At 68.4% G+C, this 25,583-nt stretch carries 28 protein-coding genes; 15 read left to right on the forward strand and 13 right to left on the reverse strand.

The features are described from left to right. Positions 1 to 25 precede the first annotated feature (25 nt). The gene (locus HWX22_RS04585; RefSeq protein WP_059815126.1) at positions 26 to 922 is read right to left on the reverse strand and encodes a LysR substrate-binding domain-containing protein; all 897 of its coding nucleotides are present in this window, start codon (positions 920 to 922) and stop codon (positions 26 to 28) included. A 162-nt stretch (positions 923 to 1,084) separates the two neighbouring features. On the opposite strand from HWX22_RS04585, the gene HWX22_RS04590 reads away from it, so the two are divergent. The 6 genes from HWX22_RS04590 to HWX22_RS04615 all read left to right on the forward strand — a co-directional run bounded on the left by HWX22_RS04590 (position 1,085) and on the right by HWX22_RS04615 (position 5,739). Next, positions 1,085 to 1,936 (forward strand): ABC transporter permease subunit, encoded by an 852-nt coding sequence (locus HWX22_RS04590; protein ID WP_175915113.1) that lies wholly within the window; start codon positions 1,085 to 1,087, stop codon positions 1,934 to 1,936. A 7-nt stretch (positions 1,937 to 1,943) separates the two neighbouring features. Next, positions 1,944 to 2,975: an ABC transporter ATP-binding protein gene (locus HWX22_RS04595; RefSeq protein WP_175908560.1), complete on the forward strand. Its 1,032-nt coding sequence runs from the start codon at positions 1,944 to 1,946 to the stop codon at positions 2,973 to 2,975. Between the two features lie 35 nt (positions 2,976 to 3,010). After that, entirely contained in the window at positions 3,011 to 4,099 is a 1,089-nt protein-coding gene (locus tag HWX22_RS04600) for an extracellular solute-binding protein (protein ID WP_175915114.1), read from the forward strand. Between the two features lie 10 nt (positions 4,100 to 4,109). Then, on the forward strand, positions 4,110 to 4,940 hold the full coding sequence (locus tag HWX22_RS04605) for an ABC transporter permease subunit (protein WP_175915115.1): 831 nt from the start codon (positions 4,110 to 4,112) through the stop codon (positions 4,938 to 4,940). After that, the gene (locus HWX22_RS04610; protein ID WP_175915116.1) at positions 4,918 to 5,466 is read left to right on the forward strand and encodes a TIGR00725 family protein; all 549 of its coding nucleotides are present in this window, start codon (positions 4,918 to 4,920) and stop codon (positions 5,464 to 5,466) included. Before HWX22_RS04605 ends, HWX22_RS04610 begins: the two co-directional genes overlap by 23 nt. 78 nt (positions 5,467 to 5,544) lie before the next feature. After that, entirely contained in the window at positions 5,545 to 5,739 is a 195-nt protein-coding gene (locus HWX22_RS04615) for a YqaE/Pmp3 family membrane protein (RefSeq protein ID WP_059528716.1), read from the forward strand. 103 nt (positions 5,740 to 5,842) lie between these two features. Here HWX22_RS04615 and HWX22_RS04620 read toward each other — a convergent pair whose 3' ends face one another. The 3 genes from HWX22_RS04620 to HWX22_RS04630 are packed head-to-tail and all read right to left on the reverse strand — an operon-like array spanning position 5,843 to position 8,453. After that, on the reverse strand, positions 5,843 to 6,022 hold the full coding sequence (locus HWX22_RS04620) for a hypothetical protein (protein ID WP_059598950.1): 180 nt from the start codon (positions 6,020 to 6,022) through the stop codon (positions 5,843 to 5,845). After that, complete coding sequence (cydB, locus tag HWX22_RS04625) at positions 5,994 to 7,001, reverse strand: cytochrome d ubiquinol oxidase subunit II (RefSeq protein WP_059528706.1); 1,008 nt, start codon at positions 6,999 to 7,001, stop codon at positions 5,994 to 5,996. Before cydB ends, HWX22_RS04620 begins: the two co-directional genes overlap by 29 nt. A gap of 30 nt (positions 7,002 to 7,031) precedes the next feature. Further along, positions 7,032 to 8,453, reverse strand: coding sequence for a cytochrome ubiquinol oxidase subunit I (locus tag HWX22_RS04630; protein ID WP_175908555.1), 1,422 nt, complete (start codon positions 8,451 to 8,453; stop codon positions 7,032 to 7,034). Between the two features lie 413 nt (positions 8,454 to 8,866). On the opposite strand from HWX22_RS04630, the gene ltaE reads away from it, so the two are divergent. Next, complete coding sequence (gene ltaE, locus HWX22_RS04635) at positions 8,867 to 9,880, forward strand: low-specificity L-threonine aldolase (RefSeq protein ID WP_175908554.1); 1,014 nt, start codon at positions 8,867 to 8,869, stop codon at positions 9,878 to 9,880. A gap of 111 nt (positions 9,881 to 9,991) precedes the next feature. Here the strand turns inward: ltaE and HWX22_RS04640 are convergent, their stop codons facing one another. Both HWX22_RS04640 and HWX22_RS04645 read right to left on the reverse strand, forming a co-directional pair. Then, on the reverse strand, positions 9,992 to 10,204 hold the full coding sequence (locus HWX22_RS04640) for a DUF1059 domain-containing protein (protein WP_059528699.1): 213 nt from the start codon (positions 10,202 to 10,204) through the stop codon (positions 9,992 to 9,994). A 159-nt stretch (positions 10,205 to 10,363) separates the two neighbouring features. Then, entirely contained in the window at positions 10,364 to 11,269 is a 906-nt protein-coding gene (locus HWX22_RS04645; RefSeq protein ID WP_059815107.1) for an HTH-type transcriptional regulator ArgP, read from the reverse strand. A 222-nt stretch (positions 11,270 to 11,491) separates the two neighbouring features. On the opposite strand from HWX22_RS04645, the gene HWX22_RS04650 reads away from it, so the two are divergent. Further along, on the forward strand, positions 11,492 to 12,562 hold the full coding sequence (locus HWX22_RS04650; protein WP_175908553.1) for an MBL fold metallo-hydrolase: 1,071 nt from the start codon (positions 11,492 to 11,494) through the stop codon (positions 12,560 to 12,562). A gap of 130 nt (positions 12,563 to 12,692) precedes the next feature. Then, positions 12,693 to 13,352: a glutathione S-transferase family protein gene (locus tag HWX22_RS04655; protein WP_059689304.1), complete on the forward strand. Its 660-nt coding sequence runs from the start codon at positions 12,693 to 12,695 to the stop codon at positions 13,350 to 13,352. Between the two features lie 136 nt (positions 13,353 to 13,488). Here the strand turns inward: HWX22_RS04655 and HWX22_RS04660 are convergent, their stop codons facing one another. From HWX22_RS04660 to HWX22_RS04670, 3 genes are all read right to left on the reverse strand, one after another. Further along, positions 13,489 to 14,184, reverse strand: coding sequence for a phosphatase PAP2 family protein (locus tag HWX22_RS04660; RefSeq protein WP_059689305.1), 696 nt, complete (start codon positions 14,182 to 14,184; stop codon positions 13,489 to 13,491). A gap of 521 nt (positions 14,185 to 14,705) precedes the next feature. After that, positions 14,706 to 15,344, reverse strand: coding sequence for a 2-hydroxychromene-2-carboxylate isomerase (locus HWX22_RS04665; RefSeq protein WP_175908552.1), 639 nt, complete (start codon positions 15,342 to 15,344; stop codon positions 14,706 to 14,708). A 133-nt stretch (positions 15,345 to 15,477) separates the two neighbouring features. Continuing rightward, the gene (locus tag HWX22_RS04670; RefSeq protein WP_175908602.1) at positions 15,478 to 16,257 is read right to left on the reverse strand and encodes an IclR family transcriptional regulator; all 780 of its coding nucleotides are present in this window, start codon (positions 16,255 to 16,257) and stop codon (positions 15,478 to 15,480) included. Between the two features lie 213 nt (positions 16,258 to 16,470). On the opposite strand from HWX22_RS04670, the gene HWX22_RS04675 reads away from it, so the two are divergent. The 4 genes from HWX22_RS04675 (at position 16,471) to HWX22_RS04690 (ending at position 21,264) form a co-directional block, all read left to right on the forward strand. Then, positions 16,471 to 17,457 carry a hydroxymethylglutaryl-CoA lyase gene (locus tag HWX22_RS04675; RefSeq protein WP_175908551.1) on the forward strand — a complete coding sequence of 329 codons (987 nt, stop codon included), beginning with the start codon at positions 16,471 to 16,473 and terminating at the stop codon, positions 17,455 to 17,457. Then, positions 17,454 to 18,749 (forward strand): CaiB/BaiF CoA-transferase family protein, encoded by a 1,296-nt coding sequence (locus HWX22_RS04680; RefSeq protein WP_175908550.1) that lies wholly within the window; start codon positions 17,454 to 17,456, stop codon positions 18,747 to 18,749. The genes HWX22_RS04675 and HWX22_RS04680 overlap by 4 nt, the downstream gene beginning before the upstream one ends. Before the next feature lie 81 nt (positions 18,750 to 18,830). Beyond that, complete coding sequence (locus HWX22_RS04685; RefSeq protein WP_059815087.1) at positions 18,831 to 20,138, forward strand: MFS transporter; 1,308 nt, start codon at positions 18,831 to 18,833, stop codon at positions 20,136 to 20,138. A 1-nt stretch (position 20,139) separates the two neighbouring features. After that, positions 20,140 to 21,264, forward strand: coding sequence for an amidohydrolase family protein (locus HWX22_RS04690; RefSeq protein ID WP_175908549.1), 1,125 nt, complete (start codon positions 20,140 to 20,142; stop codon positions 21,262 to 21,264). A 25-nt stretch (positions 21,265 to 21,289) separates the two neighbouring features. Here the strand turns inward: HWX22_RS04690 and HWX22_RS04695 are convergent, their stop codons facing one another. From HWX22_RS04695 to HWX22_RS04705, 3 genes are all read right to left on the reverse strand, one after another. Continuing rightward, the gene (locus HWX22_RS04695) at positions 21,290 to 21,766 is read right to left on the reverse strand and encodes an SRPBCC family protein (protein ID WP_059689312.1); all 477 of its coding nucleotides are present in this window, start codon (positions 21,764 to 21,766) and stop codon (positions 21,290 to 21,292) included. A 120-nt stretch (positions 21,767 to 21,886) separates the two neighbouring features. Further along, positions 21,887 to 22,372: an SRPBCC family protein gene (locus tag HWX22_RS04700; protein ID WP_059689313.1), complete on the reverse strand. Its 486-nt coding sequence runs from the start codon at positions 22,370 to 22,372 to the stop codon at positions 21,887 to 21,889. Further along, the gene (locus tag HWX22_RS04705) at positions 22,335 to 22,712 is read right to left on the reverse strand and encodes a metalloregulator ArsR/SmtB family transcription factor (protein ID WP_175915117.1); all 378 of its coding nucleotides are present in this window, start codon (positions 22,710 to 22,712) and stop codon (positions 22,335 to 22,337) included. The genes HWX22_RS04700 and HWX22_RS04705 overlap by 38 nt, the downstream gene beginning before the upstream one ends. A gap of 196 nt (positions 22,713 to 22,908) precedes the next feature. Here HWX22_RS04705 and HWX22_RS04710 point away from each other — a divergent pair, with 196 nt between their 5' ends. Further along, positions 22,909 to 23,439, forward strand: a complete 531-nt coding sequence (locus HWX22_RS04710; RefSeq protein WP_175908547.1) for a GNAT family N-acetyltransferase — start codon at positions 22,909 to 22,911, stop codon at positions 23,437 to 23,439. 171 nt (positions 23,440 to 23,610) lie between these two features. Further along, positions 23,611 to 24,189 (forward strand): hypothetical protein, encoded by a 579-nt coding sequence (locus HWX22_RS04715; protein ID WP_059698037.1) that lies wholly within the window; start codon positions 23,611 to 23,613, stop codon positions 24,187 to 24,189. Positions 24,190 to 24,324: 135 nt separating this feature from the next. Here HWX22_RS04715 and fabV read toward each other — a convergent pair whose 3' ends face one another. Next, a complete protein-coding gene (fabV, locus tag HWX22_RS04720) occupies positions 24,325 to 25,527 on the reverse strand; it encodes an enoyl-ACP reductase FabV (protein ID WP_059467255.1) in 1,203 nt (400 codons plus the stop codon). Positions 25,528 to 25,583 lie beyond the last annotated feature (56 nt).

The following is a 25,583-nucleotide window of genomic DNA, read 5'->3' on the forward strand; positions in this document are numbered from 1 at the left end:
CTTGACGATGCCGGCCAGGGCCCGTTCACGCCGTCGCGCATTCGTCGAGCATCCATTCCCTGAAACGCCGCAACGCGGCGCTCGTCTCGAGGCGCTCCGGCGCGTAGCACAGGTAGTGCCCCTGCGCGTCGACGTCGACGGGCGCGTCGAACGGTTCGACGAGCGCGCCGCTCGCGAGCGTGTCGACGATCAGGAAGCGCGGTACGAGCGCGAGCCCGAGCCCGGCTTGCGCGGCCTGGATCAGCACCGAATATTGTTCGAAGCGCGGCCCCGCGAGCGCGTTCATCCGGGCGACGCGATGGCGCTCCGCCCAGAGGGACCACGCGATTTCCGCCTGCTCGTGCACGAGCCGCGGCGCGGCGGCCGTGTCGGCGGGCGTGCGCAGCGCATGCCGTGCCGCGAATTCGCCGGAACAGACCGGCACGAACGTGCGGCCGTCCAGGTAATCGCACCGGACGCCTTCCCATGCGCCGTCGCCATAGCGGATCGCCGCGTCGAGCCCGAACGGAAACACGTCGCCGTGCGCGAGATGGCGGCGAAAACTCAGCGTGACCGCTGGCGCGACGGCCAGAAAGCGCGCGAGACGCGGCACCAGCCACTTCGTCGTGAAGGTCGGCACGCTTGCGATCGTCAGCAGGTCGCTGTCCTCGCGCGCGCTCAGCAATTCGATCGATGCGTTGCCGATCTCGCGCAGCGGGCCGATCACGCGCGCGTGATAAACCTGCCCGGCCCGCGTGAGCGCGAGATTGCGCCCCTCGCGCACGAACAGCTTCACGCCGAACAGTGCCTCGAGATTCGCGATCTGCCGGCTGACCGCGCTCGGCGTCAGGCCGAGCTCGCGCGCCGCATACGAGAAGTTCAGGTACTTCACGGAACTCGCGAACGCGTGCAGCTCCGCGACGTTGGGAAACAGGTGCTTCACGGCGAACTATTCCTTGCGCGCACAGAACGATGCGGGCGTTGTACGTTTTTTTCATGACGATGCCATGTCGGATCCGCACACTGCGTCCGTCATGACAACGCGTGCCGGCCCGGCCCGGCGGGCGTTGCGTGACCCGTTCCGTGTCCGTCAGCGAGATTCGCCATGCATTCGCCATCCGCTCCGGCCCTTGCCGAAGCTATTCCGATTCGTCGTAACAAACGGCCGCGCGCGATGGCGGGACGCCTGCTGCTGCGGGCGTTCGTCGCGGCGTTCGGGCTGTATCTCGCGCTGCCGATCGTGCTGCTGCTGATCGGCTCGGTCGGCCAGTCGTGGACGAACACGCTGCTGCCGACCGGCATCACGTCGCACTGGTTCGTCGATCTGGCCGCGAATCGCAGCTTCACCCGCGCATTCGGCACGAGCCTCGTGGTCGCGCTCGCCTGCTGCGCGATCAATGCCGTGCTGGCGCTGCCGCTCGCGTATGCGCTGCATCACCGCGCACTGGCCGGCCGCGGCTTCGCGGCGCGCATCGTGATGCTGATGCCGATCGCGGTGCCGGCGCTGACGCTCGGGTTCGGCTACATCGCGATCTTCAGCGGCGATGCGCTGCCGTGGCTCGGCACGCTGCCGCTGATGATCGCCGCGCACGCCGTGCTGACGCTGCCGTACCTGTTGCAGACGCTGCTGAGCGACCTGCGGCACCTGGGCCTCGTGCATCTCGAGGCATGTGCGGCGACGCTCGGCGCGACGCCGCTGCGCCAGTTCGTCACGATCGTGCTGCCGAACCTGCGACACAGCCTGTTCTCCGGCCTCGTGATGGTCGCCGCGCTGTCGATCGGCGAATTCCAGATCTCGAACCTCATCGCCGGCTTCCGTTACCGCAACTATCCGATCGTGCTGCTGCAGGCGTTCTACGGCGCGTCCGGGATGGCCTGCGCGGCGACCGTCGTGCTGCTCGTCCTCGCCGTGCTCGCGACGCTCGCCTCCGTCTTCACCGTGCAACGCCTGAAGTGAAACCGTCATGAGTCTCGATTTCGAAAACGTCAGCTTCCAGTATCCGGGCGCCCGTCACGGCGTCGACGCGGTCACGCTGTCTGCGGCCCAGGGCGAACTGCTCGCCGTGATGGGCCGCAGCGGCTCCGGCAAATCGACGCTGCTGCGCCTCGCCGCCGGCCTGCTCGACGGCTACCGCGGCCGTATCGCGATCGGCGGCCGCGACATGGCCGGCGTGCCGGTGTGGCAGCGCGAGGTCGGGATGGTGTTTCAGCACTACGCGCTGTTTCCGAACCTGTCGGTCGTGGACAACGTCGCCTACGGCCTGAAGATGCGCGGCATGGCCGCGGCGCCGCGCCGACGCCGCGCGCTCGAGATGCTCGAACGTGTCGGCCTCGCCGCGCAGGCTGGGCGCAGCACGGCGCTGCTGTCCGGGGGGCAGCAGCAGCGCGTCGCGCTCGCTCGCGCGCTCGTGATCGAACCGAAGCTGCTGCTGCTCGACGAGCCGCTCGCGGCGCTCGACGCCGGCATTCGCCACCAGCTGCGCGACGAGATCCGCGCGCTGCAGCGCGCATGCGGCGCGACGACGCTGCTCGTCACGCACGACCAGGACGAAGCGCTCAGCATGGCCGATCGCGTGGCGATCGTCGACGGCGGACGCATGCTGCAGGCCGGCACCCCGCGCGACCTGTACGAGCGTCCGGCGACCGCGCAGGTCGCGCGTTTCGTCGGCCATTCGACGCTGCTGCGCGGCCGTGTGCTCGCACATGGCGCGGTCGACGTGCGGTTCACGACGCTGTGCGCGGATACGGGTGCGCACCGGCCGGGCGACGCCGTCGAGGTGCTGATCCGTCCGGAACACCTGCAGCCCGATCCCCCCGCGTACGTCGCGAACCGCATCGATGGCCGGGTCGGCGAGGTGCGCTATTTCGGCGCGACCCAGCGCTTCGATTTCGTGCCGGCCGGCGCGACCGACGCACTGCTCGGCGAAGGGCGCGAACTGCCCGCGCGTTGCGTGTCGATCGAGCCGCGCCATTTGCTCGTGCTGCCCGCCGCGTGAGCGCGGGCGACCTATTCATTCAACGGAGAATCACGATGTCCGCACGCCGCCACTTTCTTCATGCGACGCGCCGCCGCCTGCTGGCGCTCTGCGCGTTCGCGACCCTCGCGCCGGCGCTGGCCCATGCCGCGCCGCTGTATCCCGGCGAGGATGCGCTGTACGAGAAGGCCGCCGACGAAGGGCTCGTCGTGTCGTTCGACACGGGCCCTGAGTGGGCGAACTGGAAGTCGCTGTTCGCCGAATTCCGCAAGCGTTACCCGAAGGTCGAGATCACGTACAACGACATCGGATCGGCGGCCACGGTCGTCGCGCTCGACAAGTCGCGACGTCGCCCGCAGGCCGACACGGCGTACTACTTCGCGGCGTCGGCGCTCGACGCGACGGCCAAGGACGTCGTCGCGCCGTTCAAGCCGGTCAATTTCGACAAGCTGCCCACGGTGTTCCGCGCGGCCGACGGCCGCTGGTTCGCGGTGCACTCGCTGAACATCGCGTTGCTCGTCAACAAGAAGCTCGTGAAGAACGTGCCGCAGCGCTGGTCCGACCTGCTGAAACCCGAATATCGCAATGCGGTCGTCTATCTCGACCCGCGTTCGACCGGGCAGGGGCAGGTCGCCGTGTTCGCCGCCGCCTATGCGAACGGCGGCAGCGTCGACAACCCGAAGCCGGGCGCGGAGTTCTTCGGCAAGCTGAAGCAGGCGGGCAACGTGCTGCGCGTCGAGGGGACCACGCCGTACGCGAAATTCGTCAAGGGCGAGATTCCGATCCTGATCGGCTACGAAAACGACGGGCTCAAGGCCAAGTACACGGACGGCATGGGCGATGCGGCCGAAGTCGTGATCCCGCAGGACGGCAGCGTATCGGCGCCGTATGCGATGAGTCTCGTGAAGAACGGACCGAATCCGGCCGCCGCGCAGTTGTGGCTCAACCTCGTGATGAGCGACGTCGGGCAGGGGCTGTTCGCGCAGGGCTACGTGCGCCCGGCCGTGCCCGGCACGCCGGTCGCACAGGACGTCGCGGCGAAGCTGCCGAACGCGCCGCAGGTGCGTCCGCTCGACGTCGCGAAGGCCGCGACGCACAAGGCCGAAGTCGACCAGCTCTGGTCGCAGGCCACGCTCGGCAAGTAAGGGGCGCGCGATGCGGGTTTCGTCCATGCGGGATGGCGTCCTGCGCCGCTACGGCGCGGCGCCGGCGGCCGCGCTGTTCGCGGTGTGCTTCGTGCTGCCGCTCGCCGCGCTCGTCGGCGCCGCGTTCGACGGCGGCGGCCGCGCGTTCGCCGCGGTGGTCGGCGATCCGCTCGTCGCCGACGCGATCGTGCGTTCGCTGGCGCTCGCGATCGGCGCCGGCACGCTGTCCGTCGCCGTCGGCGTGCCGGTCGCGTTCGTGCTGGCCGGACAGTCGCCGGCGCGGCGCCGCTGGTCGCTGGCGCTGCTCGGCGTGCCGCTCGCCTTCTCCGGCCTCGTGATCGCGTACGGCTTCATCCTCGTGTTCGGCCGCGCCGGTTTCGTCACGATGCTGCTGGCGTCGCTCGGCGCGGACCCGACCGTGGTCGGCGGCGCGATCTACTCGATGCCGGGGCTCGCGTTCGCCTATGCGTATTACCTGATCCCGCGCGTCGCGCTGATTCTCTACCCGGCGTTCGCGAATCTCGACCGGCGGCCGCTCGAGGCGGCGCTGACGCTCGGCGCGCGGCCGTGGCGCGCGTGGTTCGACGTCGCGTGGCGCGAGTTGTGGCCGTCGATCGCCTCCGCGTGGTGCCTCGTGGGTGCGATCGCGCTCGGCACGTACGGCACGGCGCTCGCGCTGGCCGGCACGCAGGTCAACATCCTGCCGCTGCTGATGTACCTGAAGCTGTCCGACGGACAGACCGATTTCTCGCAGGCCGCCGTGCTGTCGATCGTGCTGACGGCGCTTTGCACCTGCGTTCTTGCACTGGGGGAAGGACTTGCACGGCAACGACGTCATTGAATGGTCGAACGACACGCGCGCCGCGCTGGCGCAACTCGCGCAGCGACAGCGCGGCGCGCAACGGCACCGGATGCCGGTCGGCGTGATCGGGCCGCGCGACGCGACGCACGCGCAGCTCGCCGTCGCCGAGCGGATCGCGCACGGGATCGCGGCGACGGGCCTCGCGATCGTCGGCGGCGGCAAGCAGGGTGTGATGGAGGCCGCTGCGCGCGGCGCGCGGGCCGCGGGCGGATGCGCGATCGGGCTGCTACCCGAGGATGATGCGCGGGACGCGAATCCGTATCTGACCGTCGCGCTGCCGACCGGGCTCGGCATCACGCGCAATGCGCTGATCGCGCGCGCGTCCGTGTGCCTGATCGCGGTCGGCGGCGGGCTTGGCACGCTGTCGGAAATCGCGCTGGGGCTGCAATGGGGCAAGCCGGTGTTCGGGATCTGCGACGCGCCGCAGGTGGCGGGCGTCGAGCGCTTCGACGAAGCAGACCCGCTCGTCGCGCGCGTCGCGCGATGGTTGTCCGGTTCGGCGTAGATCGGCTTGAAATCGGGGGCATGACGCGCCATATTGGCCGCGTACGTTGTTCCTCGATGATGCGAAAAAGGAAATCCGATGCGTCTGCTGCTTGCCCTCTTGCTGCCGTGGTTCCAGTTCTTCACGATCGGCCGCCCGATCGCCGGCGTCATCTGCCTGATCCTGCAGCTCACGATCATCGGCTGGCTGCCGGCCGCGATCTGGTCGGTGTATGCGCTGAGCCAGTACAAGACCGATCGAAAGATCGAGGCGGCGCTGCGCGAGCGGGGGTAGGGGAGAGGCGCGCGGCGCCGGCGAGGTCGGCGAATCGGAAAAATCGGCCGGCGATACGAAAACGGCCGCCCCGATCGTCGTTCGATCGAAGCGGCCGCGCGGCCTACTTCACCGCGAACAGCGTCAGGTTCATGAAGATCTTGAACGCATAGCCGAGCGTGACGGCGCCGAGCACGCCGCCCGCCCACAGCACGACGAACCACATCCAGCCGCGCATCCGCGGCCGCGGCGCGTCGGGCTGGCGAGCGGCGGAATCAGTGGTGGTAGTAATGCTGGTCTTCATGGCGCACCTTGCCTCGGAATACCCAGTAACCCATCGTCGTGTAGGCGATGATGATCGGGAGGATAACCGCCGCGCCGACCAGCGTGAAGGTCTGGCTCGAACGCGGTGCCGCGGCTTCCCAGATCGTCATCGTCTGCGGAATCGCATACGGGAACATCGTGACGAGCAGGCCGACGTAGCCGAGCAGCACGAGCGCCAGCGCGAGCACGAACGGCGTCATGTCGTGCCGGTCGCGCACCGCGCGACGCATCCACACCGCGCACCCGGCGACCAGGAACGGCACCGGCAGCAGGCGCCAGAACAGCCCCGAATCGAACCAGCGCTGCGCGATGGCCGGGTCCTGCAGCGGCGTCCACAGGCTGACGACCGCGATGAAGCCGAGCAGCACGACCGTCAGCGGCCACACGACGCGATGGAGGCGCCGCTGCAGGTCGCCTTCCGTCTTTGCGACGAGCCAGCAGCAGCCGAGCAGCGCATAGGTCACGAGCAGGCCGAGGCCGGTCAGCAGGCTGAACGGCGTGAGCCAGTCGAACGCGCCGCCCGCGAACACGCCGTCCTTCACGTCGATGCCCTGCAGGAACGCGCCGAGCGCGATCCCCTGGAACAGCGTCGCACCGGCCGAGCCGCCGATGAACGCGAGGTCCCACAGCTGCTTGGTGCGCCGCGCCTTCGCGCGGATCTCGAACGACACGCCGCGGAAGATCAGGCACACCAGCATGAAGATCAGCGGCAGGTACAGCGCCGACAGCACCGTCGAATAGACGATCGGGAACACCGCGAACAGCCCGGCGCCGCCCAGTACGAGCCACGTCTCGTTGCCGTCCCACACGGGCGCGACGGTGTTCATCATCAGGTCGCGTTCCTTCTCGTCCGGGAAGAACGGGAAGACGATGCCGATGCCGAGGTCGAAGCCGTCGAGCACGACGTACATGAAGAGCCCCAATGCGATGATCGCGGCCCAGATTACGGTGACGTCCATAGGTTTTCTCGTTTGCGAATATGAAGGGGCTCAGACGGTCTCGATCAGCTCGTCGACGGCCGACATCGGGCGGCGCGCGGTGTGGTCGGGGCGCGTGTCGGGCTCGCCGTGTTGCGCGTCGTGCCCGACGTCGGGCAGCGCGGGGCCGGCCTTCATCAGCTTCAGCATGTAGTACACGCCGGTGCCGAACACGAGGAAATACACGATCACGAACGTCATCATCGACAGGCTGACCTGCTGCACCGACAGCGGCGACACGGCCTGCGCCGTGCGCATCACGCCATAGACGACCCACGGCTGGCGGCCCGCTTCGGTCGTCACCCAGCCCGCGAGCAGCGACACGAAGCCGGTCGGGCCCATCACGAGCGCGAAGCGCTGGAACCACTTCGATTCATACAGGCCGCCGCGGCGGCGCAGCAGCCAGGCGAGCGCGGCGAGACCGATCATCGCGAAGCCGAGGCCGACCATGATCCGGAAGCTCCAGAACACGACCGTCGAATTCGGGCGGTCTTCGGGCGCGAAGTCCTTGAGCCCGCGGATCTCGCCGTCCCAGCTGTGCGTGAGGATCAGGCTGCCGAGGTGCGGCACCTTCACCGCGTAGCGGGTCGTCTCGGCCTTCATGTCCGGAATGCCGAACAGGTTGAGCGCCGTGCCGCCCTTTTCGGTTTCCCACAGCCCTTCGATCGCGGCGATCTTCGCCGGCTGGTGCTTCAGCGTGTTGATGCCGTGCTGGTCGCCGATCACGGCCTGCAGCGGCGCGAGCACCAGCAGCAGCCACAGCGCCATCGAGAACATCTTCTTCACGCCCTTGTCGCGGCGGCCCTTCAGCAGGTGCCATGCACCCGTCGCGGCCACGACCAGCGCGGCGACGATGAACGCGGCGATCGCCATATGGAACAGGCGGTACGGGAACGACGGGTTGAAGATGATCGCGAACCAGTCGGTCGGCACGACGCGGCCGTCGACGATCTCGAAACCCTGCGGCGTCTGCATCCAGCTGTTCGACGCGAGGATCCAGAACGTCGAGATCAGCGTGCCGATCGCGACCATCAGCGTCGCGCCGAAGTGCGCGCGCGGGCTGACGCGATTCCAGCCGAACAGCATGATGCCGAGGAAGCCGGCTTCGAGGAAGAACGCGGTCATCACCTCGTACATCAGCAGCGGCCCGGTGACGGCGCCTGCGAAGCTCGAGAAGCCCGACCAGTTCGTGCCGAACTGATAGCTCATCACCACGCCGGAGACGACGCCCATCCCGAACGCGACCGCGAAGATCTTCGACCAGAACAGGCAGAGGGTTTTGTAATACTGCTTGCCGGTCTTCAGCCAGCGATATTCGAGCACGGCGATGAAGCTGGCGAGGCCGATGCTCAGCGCCGGGAAGACGATGTGAAAGGAGACGGTGAACGCGAATTGCAGGCGGGCCAGATCGAGGGCCGAAAAAGCGGTGTCCATACCAGTTGACCGAAGCTGACGATACCCGCCGGCGGGGTGCCGGCGGACCCCGGCCGACGGGGCATCGGGGTTGGCTGGAGTATGTGCCGCGATGTTGCGCCGCGGAATGCGCCAACTCGTCGCAGATGTCCAGCCCTTCACGGGTGGTTTCGGGATAAATCGTTGATTCGTATCAAGATCGCGACGCGCGCCGCGGGTGCCGGCGGCGTGGCGGTCTGCCGCATGTGCGGCAATATGGCGCGTCGCATCACGGGAACGACACGCCGACGCGGAGTGTGTGCGCCGTGCCGGTGGTGCCCGGATTGGGCGGTGCGACGCATCGGCAAGCGCTGCGCGAATTGCGTACACTCTGAGTCTCGTTTCGGCAGGGCCGGGTGCATCGGTTCCGGTCCGCATTCACTCAGGGCACGAAGATGATCGATTTGCGCAGCGATACCGTGACACGTCCGAGCCAGGCGATGCTGGCCGCGATGACTGCCGCCGAAGTCGGCGACGACGTATGGGGCGACGACCCGACCGTGCTGCGCCTGCAGGCGGTGACGGCCGAGCGGGCCGGCAAGGAAGCCGGCCTGTTTTTCCCGAGCGGCACGCAGAGCAATCTGGCCGCGCTGATGGCCCATTGCGAACGCGGCGACGAATACATCGTCGGTCAGCTCGCGCACACGTACAAGTACGAAGGCGGCGGTGCGGCCGTGCTTGGCAGCATCCAGCCGCAGCCGATCGAGAACGCGCCCGACGGCACGCTGCCGCTCGCGAAGATCGCCGCGGCGATCAAGCCGCTCGACAATCACTTCGCCCGCACGCGCCTGCTCGCGCTCGAAAACACGATCGGCGGCCAGGTGTTGCCGGAAGGCTATGTGCAGGAAGCCGTCGCGCTCGCCCGCAGCCGTGGGCTGTCCACGCACCTCGACGGAGCGCGCGCGTGCAATGCGGCCGTCGCGTCCGGCCGTCCGATCGCGGAACTGTGTGCGCCGTTCGATACCGTGTCGATCTGCTTCTCGAAAGGGCTCGGCGCGCCGGTCGGTTCGGTGCTGGTCGGCAATCGCGCGCTGGTCGAGCGCGCGCAGCGCTGGCGCAAGGTGCTGGGCGGCGGGATGCGCCAGTCGGGCATTCTCGCGGCGGCCTGTCTGTATGCGCTCGACCACAACGTCGAACGGCTGGCCGACGATCACGCGAACGCCGCGCATCTCGCCGCGGGCCTCGCGCGCATCGAGCCGGTGAAGGTGCTGTCGCATGCGACGAACATGGTGTTCGCGCAATTCCCCGAAGCCGATTGCGCGCCGCTCGAAGCGTGGCTCAAGGAACGCGGAATCCTCACGCAGATGCTGTACGCGTCGCGCTTCGTCACGCATTGCGACGTGTCGCGGGCGGATATCGATACCTTCATCGATGCGGTCGGCGCGTATTTCGCGCAGCGGCGCGCGTGAGGCGGAATGCGCCGGCCGGCGGAGGCGCCGGCGCTCATGGCGCGAAGCAGGAGTGGGGAGGCGACGGGGCGGTGCTGCAGCCCGTCTGTCGATATCTGGCGTGCCGGCGGATTAGGCTTGCCGGGGCATGTCGGCGGGCGGCGTGCCGTCGCGGAACAGTGCTTTCAATTGCGTGCGAAGCTCGGCGCTGTCGGTGTGCTGGTGCACCGAGACCGCATGCTGCACGGCGGCCTCCAGTAGTTCGTTGTCGGAGTCGGCGGAAATCGCGATCGAGCAATGCATCGCGCTGGGGAACTCGCGGCAATCGATATAGCGGCGGGACATGATGTTCTCCTCACGGGAAAGGGAACGGCCGAATATGCTTGATCGGCCGCGCGGCGCGTTCGCGAGGCCGATGAAAAAAGTATAGGCGGCGCGGCGGGGTTGTTCGTTGCCACGTGTGCCGCACCGCGTGCCGCGCTGGCGACGTCGGTCACCCGCTGGTCACGGCAGCGGCGCGAGCAGCCGGCGCGCCGCTTCGACCACCCGCGCGGACAGCGACGCCATCGTCGGCGACTGCACGGTCCATGCGTGCCAGTACAGCGCGATATCGGTCGGATGCATGGGCGCGAGATCGACGAGCCCCTGCGCGTCGAGCGGCGCGCCCCCGATCAGCGGCTCCGGCACCATCGCGTAGCCGAGCCCGTGCCGCACCGCCGCGAAATGCGCGTGCGTGCCCGGCACGTAATGGCACGGATACGCGCCTTCGGGCAACCCGAATTTCTCCTTCAGGAACGTGGACTGCAGCGTGTCGCGCCGCGAATACGCGACGACGGGCGCATGGCGCGCGCTCGTGCGGTTCAGCCCGCGCGGAAACCAGCGCACCGCGAACGCGGCGGCCGCGAGCAGGCGGTAGCGCATCGTGCCGAGCGGCGTCGCGACGCAGCCGCGCATCGGTTTCGGCTCGGTCGTCACGCAACCGACGGCCATCCCGCTTTCGAGCAACGCGAACGTGTGATCCTGGTCTTCGACGATCAGCTCGAACAGGATGCGCTCGCCCGCGAGCACCGACGTCAGGGCGGGCAGGAACCAGGTGCCGAGGCTGTCGGAGTTCAGCGCGATCGTGACCGAGATCGGCGATTCGCGCTCGGCCGCGAGCGTGCTCTGCAGGTCGGCCTGCAGCAGCGCGACGCGGCGCAGGTGCTGCAGCACGCGCTGTCCGGCCACCGTCGGCCGGCACGGCCGCGTGCGCAGCACGAGCGGCGTGCCGAGGCTCGCCTCCAGTGCGCGCACGCGCTGCGTGACGGCGGACGCGGTCACGTGCAGGCGCACGGCGGCCTGCTCGAAGCTGCCGGTGTCGGCGACGGCCAGCAGCGCGGCGGCCTGCTTCGGATCGATCGTCATCGACATGTCGGCGCAATTCCTGTGAACGTAAGACGAGAACAGGCGGTAGTGTAAGGCAGCGCGCGCGACGCTCCGGGCGCGGCATGACGTCTCGCCGCCGGCGGCGCGCGTGTTTTGAACTACGCTGTATGAACGTGCGCCCCGCGCGCCGGCGATATACGCGGGGCGGGTTGTCCGACCCGCACCCTCCATCCAACCGACACGCCCAGCCGACGGAGCGACTTCGCCATGATCTTCCGGCAACTCTTCGACCCGCAATCGTCGACCTACACGTACCTGCTCGCCGACCGCGCATCGGGCGAGGCGCTGCTGATCGATCCCGTGTTCGAGCAGGTGCGCCGCGATGTGGCGCTGCTCGACGAGCTCGGGCTGCGGCTCGTCGCCACCATCGATACGCACGTGCACGCCGATCACGTGACGGGTGCGTGGCTGCTGAAGCAGCGCACCGGCAGCGCGATCGCGATTTCGGCCGCGAGCGGCGCGCAGGGCGCCGACCGCTACCTGAACGACGGCGATCGCTGCGCATTCGGCACGCGCTACCTGACCGTGCGCGCGACGCCGGGCCATACGAGCGGCTGCATCAGCCTCGTGCTCGACGACGAATCGATGGCGTTCACCGGCGACTGCCTGCTGATTCGCGGCACCGGCCGCACCGATTTCCAGCAGGGCGACCCGCGCGCGCTGTATCGCGCGGTCCACGGTCGGCTCTTCACGCTGCCGGCCGCATGCCTGCTGTACCCCGCGCACGACTATCGCGGGTTGACGGTGACGAGCGTCGGCGAGGAGCGGCGCTTCAATCCGCGCCTCGGCGGCGATCTCAGCGAGGACGATTTTGCAGGCTACATGCGCAACCTCGGGCTCGCGCATCCGCGCCAGATCGACGTCGCGGTGCCCGCGAACCTGCAATGCGGCGTCGCCGCGAACGCGCCCGACGTGCAGGTGGCGCCCGACTGGGCGCCGCTCGTCTATACGTTCGCGGGGTTCTGGGAAATCGATCCGCAGTGGCTCGAGGATCACCTGTCGGCGGTACAGGTGGTCGACGTGCGCGAGCCGGACGAATTCACCGGCCCGCTCGGCCATCTGCCCGGCGCGACGCCGATTCCGCTCGGCGAACTGGCCGCGCGCACCGGCGAGCTTGCGCATGACCGGCCGATCGTGACCGTATGCCGCGCGGGCGGCCGCTCCGCGCAGGCGACCGTGATTCTGCTGAAAGCCGGTTTCGACGCCGTCGCGAACCTCGGCGGCGGGATGCTGCGCTGGCGCGGCGAAGGCCGCGTCGTGATGGACGGCCGGTCGTAGCGGCGCGGTGCGCGCGGAGCAAAAAAAATCGATCGGTCCGATGTCGAATCGGCCTGGCGCCGTTCGTCGTCAAGGTATCCGATCACGTGGCGCCGCATGACGCGGCGCCGAAACCCTGAGAGACCTCGCGATGATGCCGACGCTATACGCCCATCCTTTTTCCTCCTATTGCCAGAAGGCGCTGACCGCGCTGTACGAGAACGGCACGCCGTTCGCGTATCGCGTGCTCGCGCACGACGATCCGAAGCCGATGCAGGAACTGGCCGCGCTGTGGCCGCTGAAGCGCTTTCCGGTGCTCGTCGACGCGGGCCGCACCGTGATCGAGGCGACGATCATCGTCGAGTATCTCGATCTCTATCATCCGGGCCCCGTGCGGCTGGTGCCCGAGGACCGGCGCGCGGCGCTGGAAGTGCGGACGATGGATCGTTTCTTCGACAACTATGTGTCGACGCCGCAGCAGAAGGTCGTGTTCGATGCGCTGCGGCCGGCGCACGAGCGCGATGCGCGGGGCGTCGCCGATGCGCGCGCGATGCTCGAAACGTCGTACGCATGGCTGGATCGAACGATGGCCGATCGCGAATGGGCGGCCGGCGACCGCTTCAGCCTCGCCGACTGCGGCGCGGCGCCGTTCCTGTTCTATGCGGACTGGACGCACCGGATCGACCCGTCGTTCGCGAACGTGATCGCGTATCGCAAGCGGCTGCTTGCGCGGCCGTCGTTTGCGCGTGCGGTCGACGAGGCGCGGCCGTATCGTGCGTTCTTTCCGCTCGGCGCGCCCGATCGCGACTGACGAGCGCGGCCGCGGTTGCCGGCGCGGCGACGACCTGACCGGCGGCGCGCGCGGGGCGCGATGCCGCCGCGCAGGGCCGGCAGCGCGTGCCGGGGCGTCGTGACGACAGCAGCGGATGCATCGCGGCGCCGTCCCGTTACATCGTCGTGTGCTTGACCGACTGCGCGAGCGTCAGCAGTTCGTCGAACTGCGTGATCAGCTCGAAGCACAGCAGGAACGCGAGCGTATAGGCTGGCGCGGGAAAGCGCCGGATCGCCTCCAGCACCTGCGGCGCGAAGCGCGATCGGATCGCATCGCGCGTCAGCAGCCACGCGATCGCGATGCCGATCGCGGCACCGGCGATCAGGTCGGTCGGATAGTGATAGCCGAGATACGCGCGCGGCACGCAGATGAACACGACCGCGTACAGCAGCGCGAGCACGCCGGCGCGGCGCGCGATGATGAAGATGCCGGTCGCGATCGCCATCCACAGCATCGCGTGATCGCTCGGAAACGAACTCCAGGCCTGCAGCGTGGCCGCACGCAGTTCCTCGGACGGGAAGTGCAGATGCAGATCGGGGTTGTAGATCGGCCGCACGCGGAACGGCAGGACTTTCGCGAGCAGCCGGCCGAACGCGAGCGCGACGAGCCCGCTCGCGACGGTCGCGATGACCAGTTCGCGTTGCCGTTCGCGTTCCGGTCCCGGCTGGAACCACAGCCAGCACAGCACGGGGATGAGGATGAAGCCCTTGAACGTATAGAGGCCGGCGATCACGCGGATCGCGTGGTTCATCAGCGGTCCGAACGAGATGTGGGTGAGGAAGACCTGGATCGTGGTGTCGAAATTATTCATGTTCTGCGACCCCGGCGGACACGCAGCACATGACATGCGACCGACGGGGATCAGGAAGCGCGCTCGCACCGGAGCGCAATGGGGGGCAAGTATGTCACCGGTAATTTCGAAGAAAATGGGAAAAAATACCGGGATTCCCCTGAGAAAACGCGATTTTCCGATGGGGCCGGATTGGAAGTGACCGTGCGGCGCGGTCATGTCGAATCATCTGACGGTTGCGCGCGCGTTCGCTGCGCATCGCCGAAAATAATCTGTTGAACTGGACAATTCGGCGGGCCACCGAGGATCTTGCATCGGATGATCGAATGCGCGTCGCGTCTCGCGCGGATCTGCCGTGCCGCGCAGCACCGAACGAAAATAAAAAATAAAAAGAAAAGATGTGCAGACCGTGTGGGCCTGCCCGCTCCGCATTTGCCAACAGCGCTTGCGCCGGGCGCTGCTCGCGGACTTCGTCGCGATGACGCGAAGCCGTGCCGCTGCGCGTCGAAGGGCGCGGCACGCAAGCGTCGTCGTGCGTGCCGTCAGCCGCGCCGGATGCCTTCCGGCAGCGCGCTGATGCGGCGCACTTCGGGCGAGTCGAGCCACGCGCGGGACGTCGCGCAGTCGACGAACATGTCGGTCGCATCGTCGCCCCAGAACAGGTCGCCGTCGAGCTCGAAGGTCGGCACGCCGAACACGCCGTGCGCGATCGCCTGATCGGTGTTCGCGCGCAACGCGTCCTTCACCGGTTGGGCCTCGACGGCCGTCACGCCTTCCGGAAAGCCGACCGCCTCGCACAGCGCGGCGAAGCCGTCCGGCGTCGACACGTCCTGGCCGTCGCGCCAGATATGCCGGAAGATTCGCCGGATCGCATCGGGCGTGTTGCCCATCGCGATCGCGAGACGCAGCGGCCGGATCGGGTTGAACGGATGCGCGGGCGGCATCCGGAACGGGATGCCGAGCTTGTTGGCGCGGTATTGCGCGTGGCGATAGGTGAAGATGCGCTTCGCGGCGATCTCGGCCGGCGCTTTCTGGCCCCAGTGCGTGAGCAGCGCGCCGAGCACGATCGGTTTCGGCTCGTATGCGACGGCAGGCGGCAATTGGTCGAACCGTTCCTGCTGCAGATACGCGAACGGCGAAACGAAATCGAAATACCAGGTGGCGGTGCGCGCGGTGTTCATTGTGGGGTTCCCTTGCGTGTCCGGACGGCGGTTGCATGTGCGGTGCCGACAGGCGGCGTGCCGCATGCGTCGACGGCCAGTGTCGCATGCGGCCGCCTTTTGCGCTGCCTCGTCGCCGCATGCGCGCGGCCGGCTATGGCTGGGCGGGGCTGTCCGGTATCGCGAATCGGGCGAGACTGTCGCGCACGGCTTGCGCATCGTAGCGCGCGCCCGCGCCGCCGAGCGCGACGGTGGCCTTTTGCGCGAGCGGCAACAACATCGCGAGCGCCGCGGCCATCGCCGGCGCGGCGGCCAGCCGCGATATCGGACCGGACACCGTCAGCGCGCCGACGCAGTCGCCGGCCGCGCCGAACACCGGCACGGAGGCCGACGCGGTTTCCGGGTCGCGCTCGCCGTACGACGCAGCCCACAACTGTTCGCGCACGTCGTTCCAGCGCGCATCGTGCGGCTCGGTGAACGCGAGCAGCACCTTCCCCGACGCCCCTTGCTGAACCGGAAACTCCTCGCCGACCCGGATCGACACGCGCACCGTGCGCGTGGGTTCGACGCGATAGAGCACCGAGCGCATGTCGCCATGGCGCACGTAGAACGATGCCGTCTCGCCGAGTTCGCGGCTCAGCGTCTCGAGCAACGGTTCGACGACCGGGCCGACCCGGAACGAGCGCTGATACAGCGCGGCAAGCCGCAACGGCTCGTGTCCGACCGCGTACTGGCCGTCGTCGAGCTTGCGCACGAAGCCGCCGTGCTCCAGCGCGGCGAGCAGGCGCAGGATCGTGCTCTTGTACAGCCCGGTGCGGCGCGACAGTTCCGCGAGCGACAGCCGGTCGTCGGTTTGCCCGAAAGCGTGGAGGATCGCGAACGCGCGATCCAGGACGGCGACGCCGCTGGAGGCTTCGGCCGACGCGTCGGGCATTTCGTCGGTGTGATCTGCGGGAGTCGAGGTCGGGGGCACGGCGCGTGGTTCCTTTGGGTGACGGTCGATCGACTATATCGTTCTGCCTGACAGAACTCAAGTTCCGAAAAATCGAGATTTCACGGGTATACCCCGCTTACAGCCGATTCGACACGCCTCTAAAGTTCCGTCAAACAGAACGATGTTCTTCCAGATAGAACTATGAGGTGTCGAATGAGCGTTGCCGGGTATTCGAAGGTGCTGGTCAGCGAGGTCGGGCCGCGAGACGGCCTGCAGAGCATCAAGTCCGTGATGCAGACGGCCGACAAGTTGCGCTGGATCACCGCGCTCGCCGCGGCCGGTCTGCGCGAGATCGAGGTCGGGTCGTTCGTGCCCGCGCGGCTGTTGCCGCAGATGGCCGACGTCGGCGAAGTCGTCGCGCATGCGCTGACGATTCCCGGGCTGCACGTCGCCGCGCTCGCGCCGAACCTGCGCGGCGCCGAAAGCGCGTTCGAGGCGGGGATCCACAAGTTGACGCTGCCGGTATCGGTGACGGAGGCGCACTCGCTGGCGAACATCCGCAAGACGCCGGCGCAGATGATCGACGAGGTGCGCGCGATCGTCGCGCTGCGCGATGCGCGGTTTCCGTCGGTGCAGATCGAGGCCGGCGTGTCGGTCGCGTTCGGTTGCACGATCGCCGGCGCGGTCTCCGACGACGAGACGATCGCGATGGCGGCCGCGATGGCCGAATGCGGGGTCGACGAGATCGGTCTGTCCGATACGAGCGGCTACGCGAATCCGGCGCAGGTGCGCCGGCTGTTCGTGCGCTTGCAGCGCGAAGTCGGCGACAAGGCCGGCGGCGCGCACTTCCACAACACGCGCGGGCAGGGGCTCGCCAACGTCGTCGCGGCGCTCGACGCCGGCGTGACGACGATCGACGCGAGCCAGGGCGGTCTTGGCGGCTGCCCGTATGCGCCGGGCGCGACCGGCAACATCGTCACCGAGGATCTCGTGTTCCTGCTGGAGTCGATGGGCGTCGACACGGGCGTCGACGCCGACGCGCTGCTCGCCGCGCGCGCGATCCTGCACGCGGCGCTGCCCGGGGAGCCGCTGTATGGCCACGTGCCGGACGCGGGGCTGCCGAAGGGGTTCCGATACGCGGACGGCCGTGCGCCGGCGGCGGCCCAGCCGGAAGGCTGCGTGACGGGAGTTGCGCAATGAACGATCGCCAACCGGCTTCGCCGCTGCCGTACGAAGGCGTGCGCGTGATCGAGATGACGCACATGGTGATGGGCCCGACCTGCGGCATGCTGCTCGCGGATCTCGGCGCGGAAGTCATCAAGATCGAGCCGATCGCGGGCGACAGCACGCGTGCGCTGCGCGGTTCCGGCGCGGGCTTCTTCGGGATGTTCAACCGCAACAAGAAGAGTCTCGCGGTCGACGTCAAGGACCCGCGCGGTCTGGAGATTGTGCGGCGGCTCGTCGCGACGGCGGACGTCTTCAGCGAGAACTTCAAGAGCGGCACGATGGATCGGCTCGGTCTCGGTTACCCGGCGCTGTCCTCGCTGAATCCAAGCTTGGTGTACGTGTCGCACAAGGGTTTCCTGCCGGGGCCGTACGAACATCGCACCGCGCTCGATGAAGTGGTGCAGATGATGGGCGGTCTCGCCTACATGACGGGCCCCGAAGGCCGGCCGTTGCGCGCGGGCTCGAGCGTGAACGACATCATGGGCGGGATGTTCGGCGCGATCGGCGCGATGGCCGCGCTCGCGCAGCGCGAACGCACCGGCCGCGGCCAGCAGGTGCAGAGCGCGCTGTTCGAGAACAACGTGTTTCTCGTCGCGCAGCACATGATGCAGTTCGCGGTGACGGGGCAGGCCGCGTCGCCGATGCCGAGCCGCATTTCCGCGTGGGCCGTCTACGACGTGTTTGCCGTCAAGGATGGCGAACAGATTTTTCTCGCGGTGGTGTCCGACACGCAGTGGGCGCTGTTCTGCGACGCGTTCGGTTTTGCCGCACTGAAGGACGACGCGCGCCTCGCGACCAACAACCTGCGCGTGCAGGCGCGCGAGTGGCTGTTGCCCGAACTGCGTGCGCGGCTCGCCATGCATTCGGCTGAGGAGATCGGCACGATCTTCGAGTCGATCGGCCTGCCGTATGCGCCGATCACGAAGCCGCAGGACCTGTTCGACGATCCTCACCTGCTCGCGACGGGCGGGCTCGAAGCCGTGACGCTGCCGGCCGACGCGAGCAGCGCCGGCCGGCCGGTCGACACGCATACCGCGCTGCTGCCGCTCACGCTCGCGGGCGAGCGCTTGCGGCTGCGCTCGGCGCCGCCCGCGCTTGGTCAGGACACCTGCGTGCTGCTCGGCGAACTTGGCTATACGCCGGACGAGGCGCGAGCGCTGATCGAAGCCGGCGTCGTCGCCGGGCGGCACGCGCAAGGCGCGGACGGCCAACCGCCGGGCGTGCCGGTCGACACGCCTTCGCCGAACGAAGTGGCGAGCGCGTAGCGCCGCCGCGACCCATCGAACGAACAACGCATCCCGCCCGCGATCGCGCGGGCGCGGAGTGCCGCATCCACGGAGACAACCATGACATCCGCTTCCCCGGCGCTGGCCGCCGATCGCGAAACCGACGCGTCGATCGAGCAACGGGCCGTGCGCAAGGCCGCATGGCGCTTCATTCCGCTGCTCGCGCTCGCGTACTTCTTCAACTACCTGGACCGCACGAGCGTCGGGTTCGCCGCGCTGACGATGAACCGCGATCTCGGCCTGACCGCGACGCAGTTCGGCTGGGGCGCGGGGATCATGTTCGCGGGCTATTGCGCGTTCGAAGTGCCGAGCAATCTCGCGCTGTACCGCTTCGGTGCGCGGCGCTGGCTCGCGCGCATCATGATCACGTGGGGGCTGATGGCGGCGGCGACCGCGCTCGCGACGGGGCCGACGAGTTTCTATGCGATCCGGCTGCTGCTCGGCATCGGCGAGGCCGGGTTCTTTCCGGGCGTGATCTTCTTCCTCGCGGTGTGGTTTCCGGCGAGTTACCGCACGCGCGTGCTTGCCTGGTTCACCGTGTCGACGCCGCTTTCGTCGCTGATCGGCGGCCCGCTTTCGACCTGGCTGCTGCAGCTCGACGGTGCGCTGGGCCTCGCGGGCTGGAAGTGGATGTTCATCGTCGAAGGGCTGCCCGCGTGCGCGCTCGGCTTTCTCGTCCTGAAGCTGCTGTCGGATTCCCCGGCCACGGCCGCCTGGCTGTCGGACGACGAGCGTGCCGCGCTGCAGCGCGCGTTCGAGCGCGACGGCGCCGCCGCCGGCCGCAAGAAGCGCTTCGGCGTCGCGCTGCGTGACGTGCGCGTCTACGTGCTCGCGCTGATCTCGTTCGGCTTCACGATGGGCTCGTACGGCATCGGCATCTGGCTGCCGCAAATGCTGAAGGCGCACGGGATGTCCACGATGCAGACCGGCTGGCTGTCCGCGGTGCCGTACTTCTTCGCGACGATCGCGTTGCTGTGGTGGGCGAAGCGGGTGGACCGGCGCGGCGGCCCGGTCGCGAACCTGGCGATCGGACTGTTCATCGGCGCGGTGGCGCTCGGCGTGTCGACCCATTTCCTGACGCTCGGGCCCGCGCTCGTCGGCATCACGCTCGCGCTGATCGGCACGATCGCCGGACGCACGATCTTCTATACGCTGCCTTCCCGCTTCCTGTCCGGCCAGGCCGCGGCCGGCGGGCTGGCGCTGATCAATTCGATCGGCGCGCTCGGCGGATTCGCGGGCCCGTATCTCGTCGGCTACCTGAAGGACAGCTTCGGCACCTTCACGGCCGGGATGCTCGGCCTTGCGATCGTTCTGGCGATCACGACGCTGCTCACGCTGTCGCTGTATGCATTCGACCGGAGCGAATGACATGACCATTTCGATCAAACGACGCCGGTTGCTCGGTGCGGCCGCCGCCTCGCTCACGCTGCCCGGGTGCGTCAATACGCGCGCGCCGGCCCAACACGGACCTTCCCGCATGACGACCCAAGGCAACTATCTCGCGGTGCGCAACGACTGGCTCGCATCCGCGCTCGAACCCGCACTCGACCCGGATCTGCCGATCGTCGATGCGCACCATCACTTCTACGAGCGGCCGGGCTGGATCTACATGCTCGACGACTATCTGCAGGATGCGCGATCCGGCCACAACGTCCAGGCATCCGTCTACATGCAGGCGCTGACGCGCTATCGCGACGCGGGGCCGGCCGAACTGAAGCCGGTCGGCGAGACGGCCTACGTCGCCGGCGTGACGGCGCCGCTGCAACGGAGCCGTCCGGCCGTCGCGAAAGGCATCGTCGGGCATGCCGACCTGCGGCTCGGCGAGCGCGTGCGCGACGTGCTCGAAGCGCATGTCGACGCCGGTCGCGGACGCTTTCGCGGCATTCGACACCTGACCACCTGGGATGCCGATCCGTCGCTCGCCAATCCGTTATCGGCGGTGCCGCGCGGGCTGTTGCTCGATCCCGCGTACCGCGCCGGCGTCGCGCAGCTCGCGCCGCTCGGACTGTCGTACGACGCGTGGCTGTTCTTTCCTCAATTGCCCGAGCTGTTCGATCTGGCGAAGGCGAACCCCGACACGCGGATCGTCGTCAATCACTGCGGCGGCGTCGTGCGGATCGCGAGCTATGCGGACAAGCGGCCGGAAGTGTTCAAGCAATGGTCGGCGTCGATGCGCGAACTGGCGCGGCTGCCGAACGTATACGTGAAGGTCGGCGGCCTCGGCATGCGGATCAACGGCTTCGAGTTCGAGAAGGGCGCGCGGCCGCCGTCGTCCGAACAGCTGGCCGACGCATGGAAGCCGTGGATGCTCACGTGCATCGAGGCGTTCGGCGCCGAGCGCTGCATGTTCGAGAGCAATTTCCCGGTCGACAAGGGCTCGTATTCGTACGTGAACGGCTGGAACGCGTTCAAGCGGCTGACCGCGCACGCGAGCCCGAGCGAGCGCGACGCGCTGTTCCGCGGAACCGTCACGCGCGCGTACCGGCTCGGCTGACGCGTACTGCGTCCGTTGCCTCGCGCTAGCCCTTCTCGACCAACGCGGCGAGCCGGGCGAGCGCCATTTGCCAGCCGGCCTCGTTGTCGGCGGCCGGCACGCCGGGCGGCACACCGTCGTGCACCGCATCGACGCGTGTGCCGCCTGCTTCGTCGGACAGCGTGATCGTGACCGTCATCGCGCCGCGCAGCATCGGATCGTCGGTTTCGAACACGTCGATTTCCACGATCTGCTGGTCCGGCACGAGCGTCACGAAGCGGCCGTGATAGGTGTCGGTGTGCGCGGTGGTCTTGCCGGTGCCGTCCGACGGTTCGTCGTAGCTCAGCGACACGCGCAGCGCGCCGCCTTCGCGCGTGTCGTATGCGTGCACGCGGCACGTCATGCCGTCGGGCACCTTCCATTGTTCGACGGCGTGCGGATCGAGCAGCGCGCGGTAGACGCGCCCGCGCGGCGCGTTCAGGTGCCGGCTGACCCGGGTCGAATGCGTGTGCATGTGCAGCATGTTGCCTCCCGCGGAACGCGCACGACGGTGCACGCCGGATGCCGGCGTGTCGTCATGCTTCCTTCAGGAATCCTAGGCGCGCGCGCGGCCGCATGCAATGGCCCGCGCATGCAGCCGCATTCAGCGCAACGCGGCCGCGAATTCGTCGAGCTGCGTGATGCAGATGTTCCAGCCCTCGAAAAAGCCGAGGGCCTCGTGGCGCTCGCGCGTCGCGGCATCAGGATGCATCACGCGCGCCTCGTAGCGGCAGCCGGCGGGGTCGTCGGCCATCGTGATGACGGCCGTGAAGCCCAGCCACGGCACCTGCGGCCGCCAGCCGCCCGTGAGCATCGACGTGAATGCGATTCGCGCTTCCGGCACGATTTCGAGGAAGCAGCCGGGGTTGTCGCTCGTGCCGCCGTCGGGGCCGCGCATGAACGTGTGGAAGGCGCCGCCCGGGCGCAGGTCGAACGCGCGCACTTCGGTGGTCCACGGTTTCGGGCACCACCATTCCTTCAGCAATTCCGGGTCGGTCCATGCGCGCCAGAGTGCCTGGCGCGGCGCGCGCAGCGTGCGCGTGATGACGAGGTCATGGGTTTCGGCGGGGTCGACATGGCTGGTTGACATGCGCTTGCTCCTCCTGGTGACGGCGTTCGACGAATTCCACGAGGCGATCGGAGCGCGCATCCCACTGCGCGCGCTGCGCGGCGAGCCACTGCTCGGCCTCCGCCAGCCGGCTGCCGACCAGCTCGCAGGTGCGCGAGCGGCCGGTTTTCCGGGTCGTGACGAGGCCGCTGCGCTCGAGCACCGCGAGATGCTTCATGAACGACGGCAGCGCCATGCCGAACGGCGCGGCCAGTTCCGAAACGGTTCGCCCGCCATTGCCGAGCGCGCCGACGATCGCGCAGCGTGTCGGATCGGCGAGGGCGTGGAATACGTCGCTGATACCGGGTTGAAAGTTAGCCATGTGGCTAAGCATAGGCGATGCAGCGGGATTTTTCGTCGCGTAGCATGATGGGGCGGGAACACGCGCCGATCGGGCTGGGCGCCGTGTTGCCCGACACCGGCCGCCGTTGCGCATGCATCCACCGCACGCCGGCATTCCATTCGATCCGGGCGCACGCCGGCCGAACGCGTGCCCCACCTGACATACCGGAGAGGGTATGACCGAACCCGTGACCGTGCGCCGCCTCGATGCGAGCGAAGCGCATGCGCGCATCGACGCGCTGGCCGATGTGCTGATCGATTGCGTCGAGGGGGGCGCGTCCGTCAGCTTCATGTTGCCGATCGAGCGCTCGACCGCCGTGGCGTTCTGGACGCGCGTCGCCGACGGCGTCGCGAGCGGCGAGCGCATCCTGCTGGTGGCCGAGGACGCCGCCGGCCGGATCGTCGGCACCGTCCAGGTCGTGACCGCGCAGCCGGAGAACCAGCCGCATCGCGCGGACATCGCGAAGATGCTCGTGTCCCGTCATGCACGGAGGCAGGGGATCGCGGCGCGGCTGATGACGGCTGCCGACGAAGCCGCGCGCGATGCCGGCAAGACCGTGCTCGTGCTCGACACGGTGACGGGCGGCGATGCCGAGCGTCTGTACGAGCGGGCCGGCTGGCAGCGCGTCGGCGTCGTGCCGAACTTCGCGCTGATGCCCGACGGCGCATTGTGCGCGACGACGTATTTTCACAAGCAGCTCGCGTAACCGGGCTGGATGCGTGCGCAAGCCGGCTCGCGATCGGCCCGCCTTGCGGCGGAGCGGGGCCGCGGGCAGGACGCCGGGCGGACACGAAAAGCCGGCCGGCGACGGCGCCGCTCCGATATATTCGTGCTCGAACACGCCACGACCATGCCAACGGAAGGAATCACTGCCTCGATGAAACGCTCCCATGTCGCCTTCGCCCTCACGGGCCTGCTGGTCGCGGTGCCGATTGCCGCCTACGCGCTCGTCAAGCCGCTGCGCGTCGTCGCGCCCGCGCTGCTTCCCGGCGTGTCGTGCCCCAGCGCGGACATCTGCACGGACGATGCCGCGACGTTCGGCGCCGCGCAGCAGCTCTATCGCGACGGTTATGCGCGCGCGGCGGCGGCCGTGGGCCCGTTTCGCGAGGCCCCGCGCGTCGTGTTCTGCTCGACGCGCGAGTGTGCCGACAAGTTCGGTCTCGGCGAACGCGCGGCACTGACGCTGGGGGATTTCGGCGTGGTCATCGCGCCGCGCGGCTGGCAGACCTACTTTCTCGCGCACGAACTGATTCATCACCGTCAGGCCGAAGTGCTCGGCAACCTCGCGGTCGCGACCAAGCCGCGCTGGCTGATCGAGGGGATGGCGTATGCGCTCAGCGACGATCCGCGTCATCCGCTGACGGAGCCGTTCGAGTCGTGGCGCGCGCGTTTCGGCGCGTGGCATGCGGCGCTGGGCGGACAGCCGATGTGGGATGCCGCAAGGGCGGTGGAATAGCGCGGGACGCGCTCGCACGGCGGGCGAGCGCGAACCGCGTTGTCGGCGGATGTGTGCAGACGGGGCGACGCCGTTCGTGCTTCGCCCCTGGAGAGTCAGCCCGCCGCCACGCGTCGTGCGCGGCGGGCCCGGTCGTCAGACCGTGGTGTCGATGATGCCCGGGATCTTCACGTCCGGGTTCACGTCCGCGTCGTAGTCGACGCCGGCGATCTCGAAGCCGAACAGGCGCAGGAACTCGGTCTTGTAGCCGGCGAAGTCGGTCATCTCGTAGAGATTCTCGTTCGTCACCTTGTCCCACATGGCGACGACCTTGGCCTGCACTTGCGGATCCAGCTCCTTGTAGTCCGCGCGCAGGCGGCCTTCGTCGTCGATGTGCGGCGTCGCGCCGTACATGCTGTCCTTCAGGAGCCCGTACACCTGCTCGATGCAGCCTTCGTGCGTGCCCTTTTCCTTCATCACCTTGAACAGCAGCGACAGGTAGAGCGGCATCATCGGGATCGCCGAGCTCGCCTGCGTGACGACGGCCTTCAGCACCGACACGCGGGCATCGCCGCCGTGCGCGGCGAGCTTGTCGCGGATCGACAGCACCTTCTTGTCGAGATCCTTCTTCGCTTCGCCGATCGAGCCGTTCCAGTAGATGTCGTGCGTGATCTGCTCGCCGAGATACGTGAACGCGGTCGTCTTCGCGCCGTCGGCCAGCACGCCGGCTTCAGCGAGCGCGTCGATCCACATCTGCCAGTCCTCGCCGCCCATCACGGCGACGGTGCCGTCGATCTCTTCCTGCGTCGCCGGCTCGAGCGAGACTTCGCGGATCACTTCCTTGTCGGTGTCGAGGCCGCGGAACGTGACCGACTTGCCGACCGGCTTCAGCGTCGAGCTGATCGTTTCGCCCGTCTTCGGATGCGTGCGGCGCGGTGCCGCGAGGCTGTAGACGACCAGATCGACCTTGCCGAGATCCTGCTTGATGGTGTCGATCGTGATCTGCTTGACCTTGTCGGAGAATGCGTCGCCGTTGATGCTGCGCGCATAGAGCCCCTTTTCCGCGGCGAATTTCTCGAACGCGGCGCTGTTGTACCAGCCGGCGGTGCCCGGCTTCGTTTCGCTGCCGGCGCGCTCGAAGAACACGCCCAGCGTGTCCGCGCCCGAGCCGAACGCGGCCGAGATCCGGGCGGCGAGGCCATAGCCCGTCGACGCGCCGATCACGAGCACCTTCTTCGGGCCGTTGGCGATCGGGCCGTGCGAAGTCACGTAGTCGATCTGTTCCTTGACGTTGGCTTCGCAGCCGACCGGATGTGTCGTCACGCAGATGAAGCCACGCACGCGCGGTTTGATGATCATGAAAACCTCTAGTCAGAAAGGCGCGGACGGCCTGAAATCGGAAAAATCCCGCGCAT

The sequence above is a fragment of the Burkholderia sp. BCC1638 genome (assembly GCF_902833195.1).
In the GTDB taxonomy this organism is placed as follows: Bacteria; Pseudomonadota; Gammaproteobacteria; order Burkholderiales; family Burkholderiaceae; genus Burkholderia; species Burkholderia diffusa.

What these genes read in the sequence shown, in the direction of transcription:
- HWX22_RS04590 (WP_175915113.1), top strand. Translation starts at nt 1,085, where the DNA reads ATGCATTCGCCATCCGCTCCGGCCCTTGCCGAAGCTATTCCGATTCGT.
- HWX22_RS04595 (WP_175908560.1), top strand. Translation starts at nt 1,944, where the DNA reads ATGAGTCTCGATTTCGAAAACGTCAGCTTCCAGTATCCGGGCGCCCGT.
- HWX22_RS04600 (WP_175915114.1), top strand. Translation starts at nt 3,011, where the DNA reads ATGTCCGCACGCCGCCACTTTCTTCATGCGACGCGCCGCCGCCTGCTG.
- HWX22_RS04605 (WP_175915115.1), top strand. Translation starts at nt 4,110, where the DNA reads ATGCGGGTTTCGTCCATGCGGGATGGCGTCCTGCGCCGCTACGGCGCG.
- HWX22_RS04615 (WP_059528716.1), top strand. Translation starts at nt 5,545, where the DNA reads ATGCGTCTGCTGCTTGCCCTCTTGCTGCCGTGGTTCCAGTTCTTCACG.
- HWX22_RS04620 (WP_059598950.1), bottom strand. Translation starts at nt 6,022, where the DNA reads ATGAAGACCAGCATTACTACCACCACTGATTCCGCCGCTCGCCAGCCC.
- cydB (WP_059528706.1), bottom strand. Translation starts at nt 7,001, where the DNA reads ATGGACGTCACCGTAATCTGGGCCGCGATCATCGCATTGGGGCTCTTC.
- HWX22_RS04630 (WP_175908555.1), bottom strand. Translation starts at nt 8,453, where the DNA reads ATGGACACCGCTTTTTCGGCCCTCGATCTGGCCCGCCTGCAATTCGCG.
- ltaE (WP_175908554.1), top strand. Translation starts at nt 8,867, where the DNA reads ATGATCGATTTGCGCAGCGATACCGTGACACGTCCGAGCCAGGCGATG.
- HWX22_RS04640 (WP_059528699.1), bottom strand. Translation starts at nt 10,204, where the DNA reads ATGTCCCGCCGCTATATCGATTGCCGCGAGTTCCCCAGCGCGATGCAT.
- HWX22_RS04645 (WP_059815107.1), bottom strand. Translation starts at nt 11,269, where the DNA reads ATGTCGATGACGATCGATCCGAAGCAGGCCGCCGCGCTGCTGGCCGTC.
- HWX22_RS04650 (WP_175908553.1), top strand. Translation starts at nt 11,492, where the DNA reads ATGATCTTCCGGCAACTCTTCGACCCGCAATCGTCGACCTACACGTAC.
- HWX22_RS04655 (WP_059689304.1), top strand. Translation starts at nt 12,693, where the DNA reads ATGATGCCGACGCTATACGCCCATCCTTTTTCCTCCTATTGCCAGAAG.
- HWX22_RS04660 (WP_059689305.1), bottom strand. Translation starts at nt 14,184, where the DNA reads ATGAATAATTTCGACACCACGATCCAGGTCTTCCTCACCCACATCTCG.
- HWX22_RS04665 (WP_175908552.1), bottom strand. Translation starts at nt 15,344, where the DNA reads ATGAACACCGCGCGCACCGCCACCTGGTATTTCGATTTCGTTTCGCCG.
- HWX22_RS04670 (WP_175908602.1), bottom strand. Translation starts at nt 16,257, where the DNA reads ATGCCCGACGCGTCGGCCGAAGCCTCCAGCGGCGTCGCCGTCCTGGAT.
- HWX22_RS04675 (WP_175908551.1), top strand. Translation starts at nt 16,471, where the DNA reads ATGAGCGTTGCCGGGTATTCGAAGGTGCTGGTCAGCGAGGTCGGGCCG.
- HWX22_RS04680 (WP_175908550.1), top strand. Translation starts at nt 17,454, where the DNA reads ATGAACGATCGCCAACCGGCTTCGCCGCTGCCGTACGAAGGCGTGCGC.
- HWX22_RS04685 (WP_059815087.1), top strand. Translation starts at nt 18,831, where the DNA reads ATGACATCCGCTTCCCCGGCGCTGGCCGCCGATCGCGAAACCGACGCG.
- HWX22_RS04690 (WP_175908549.1), top strand. Translation starts at nt 20,140, where the DNA reads ATGACCATTTCGATCAAACGACGCCGGTTGCTCGGTGCGGCCGCCGCC.
- HWX22_RS04695 (WP_059689312.1), bottom strand. Translation starts at nt 21,766, where the DNA reads ATGCTGCACATGCACACGCATTCGACCCGGGTCAGCCGGCACCTGAAC.
- HWX22_RS04700 (WP_059689313.1), bottom strand. Translation starts at nt 22,372, where the DNA reads ATGTCAACCAGCCATGTCGACCCCGCCGAAACCCATGACCTCGTCATC.
- HWX22_RS04705 (WP_175915117.1), bottom strand. Translation starts at nt 22,712, where the DNA reads ATGGCTAACTTTCAACCCGGTATCAGCGACGTATTCCACGCCCTCGCC.
- HWX22_RS04710 (WP_175908547.1), top strand. Translation starts at nt 22,909, where the DNA reads ATGACCGAACCCGTGACCGTGCGCCGCCTCGATGCGAGCGAAGCGCAT.
- HWX22_RS04715 (WP_059698037.1), top strand. Translation starts at nt 23,611, where the DNA reads ATGAAACGCTCCCATGTCGCCTTCGCCCTCACGGGCCTGCTGGTCGCG.
- fabV (WP_059467255.1), bottom strand. Translation starts at nt 25,527, where the DNA reads ATGATCATCAAACCGCGCGTGCGTGGCTTCATCTGCGTGACGACACAT.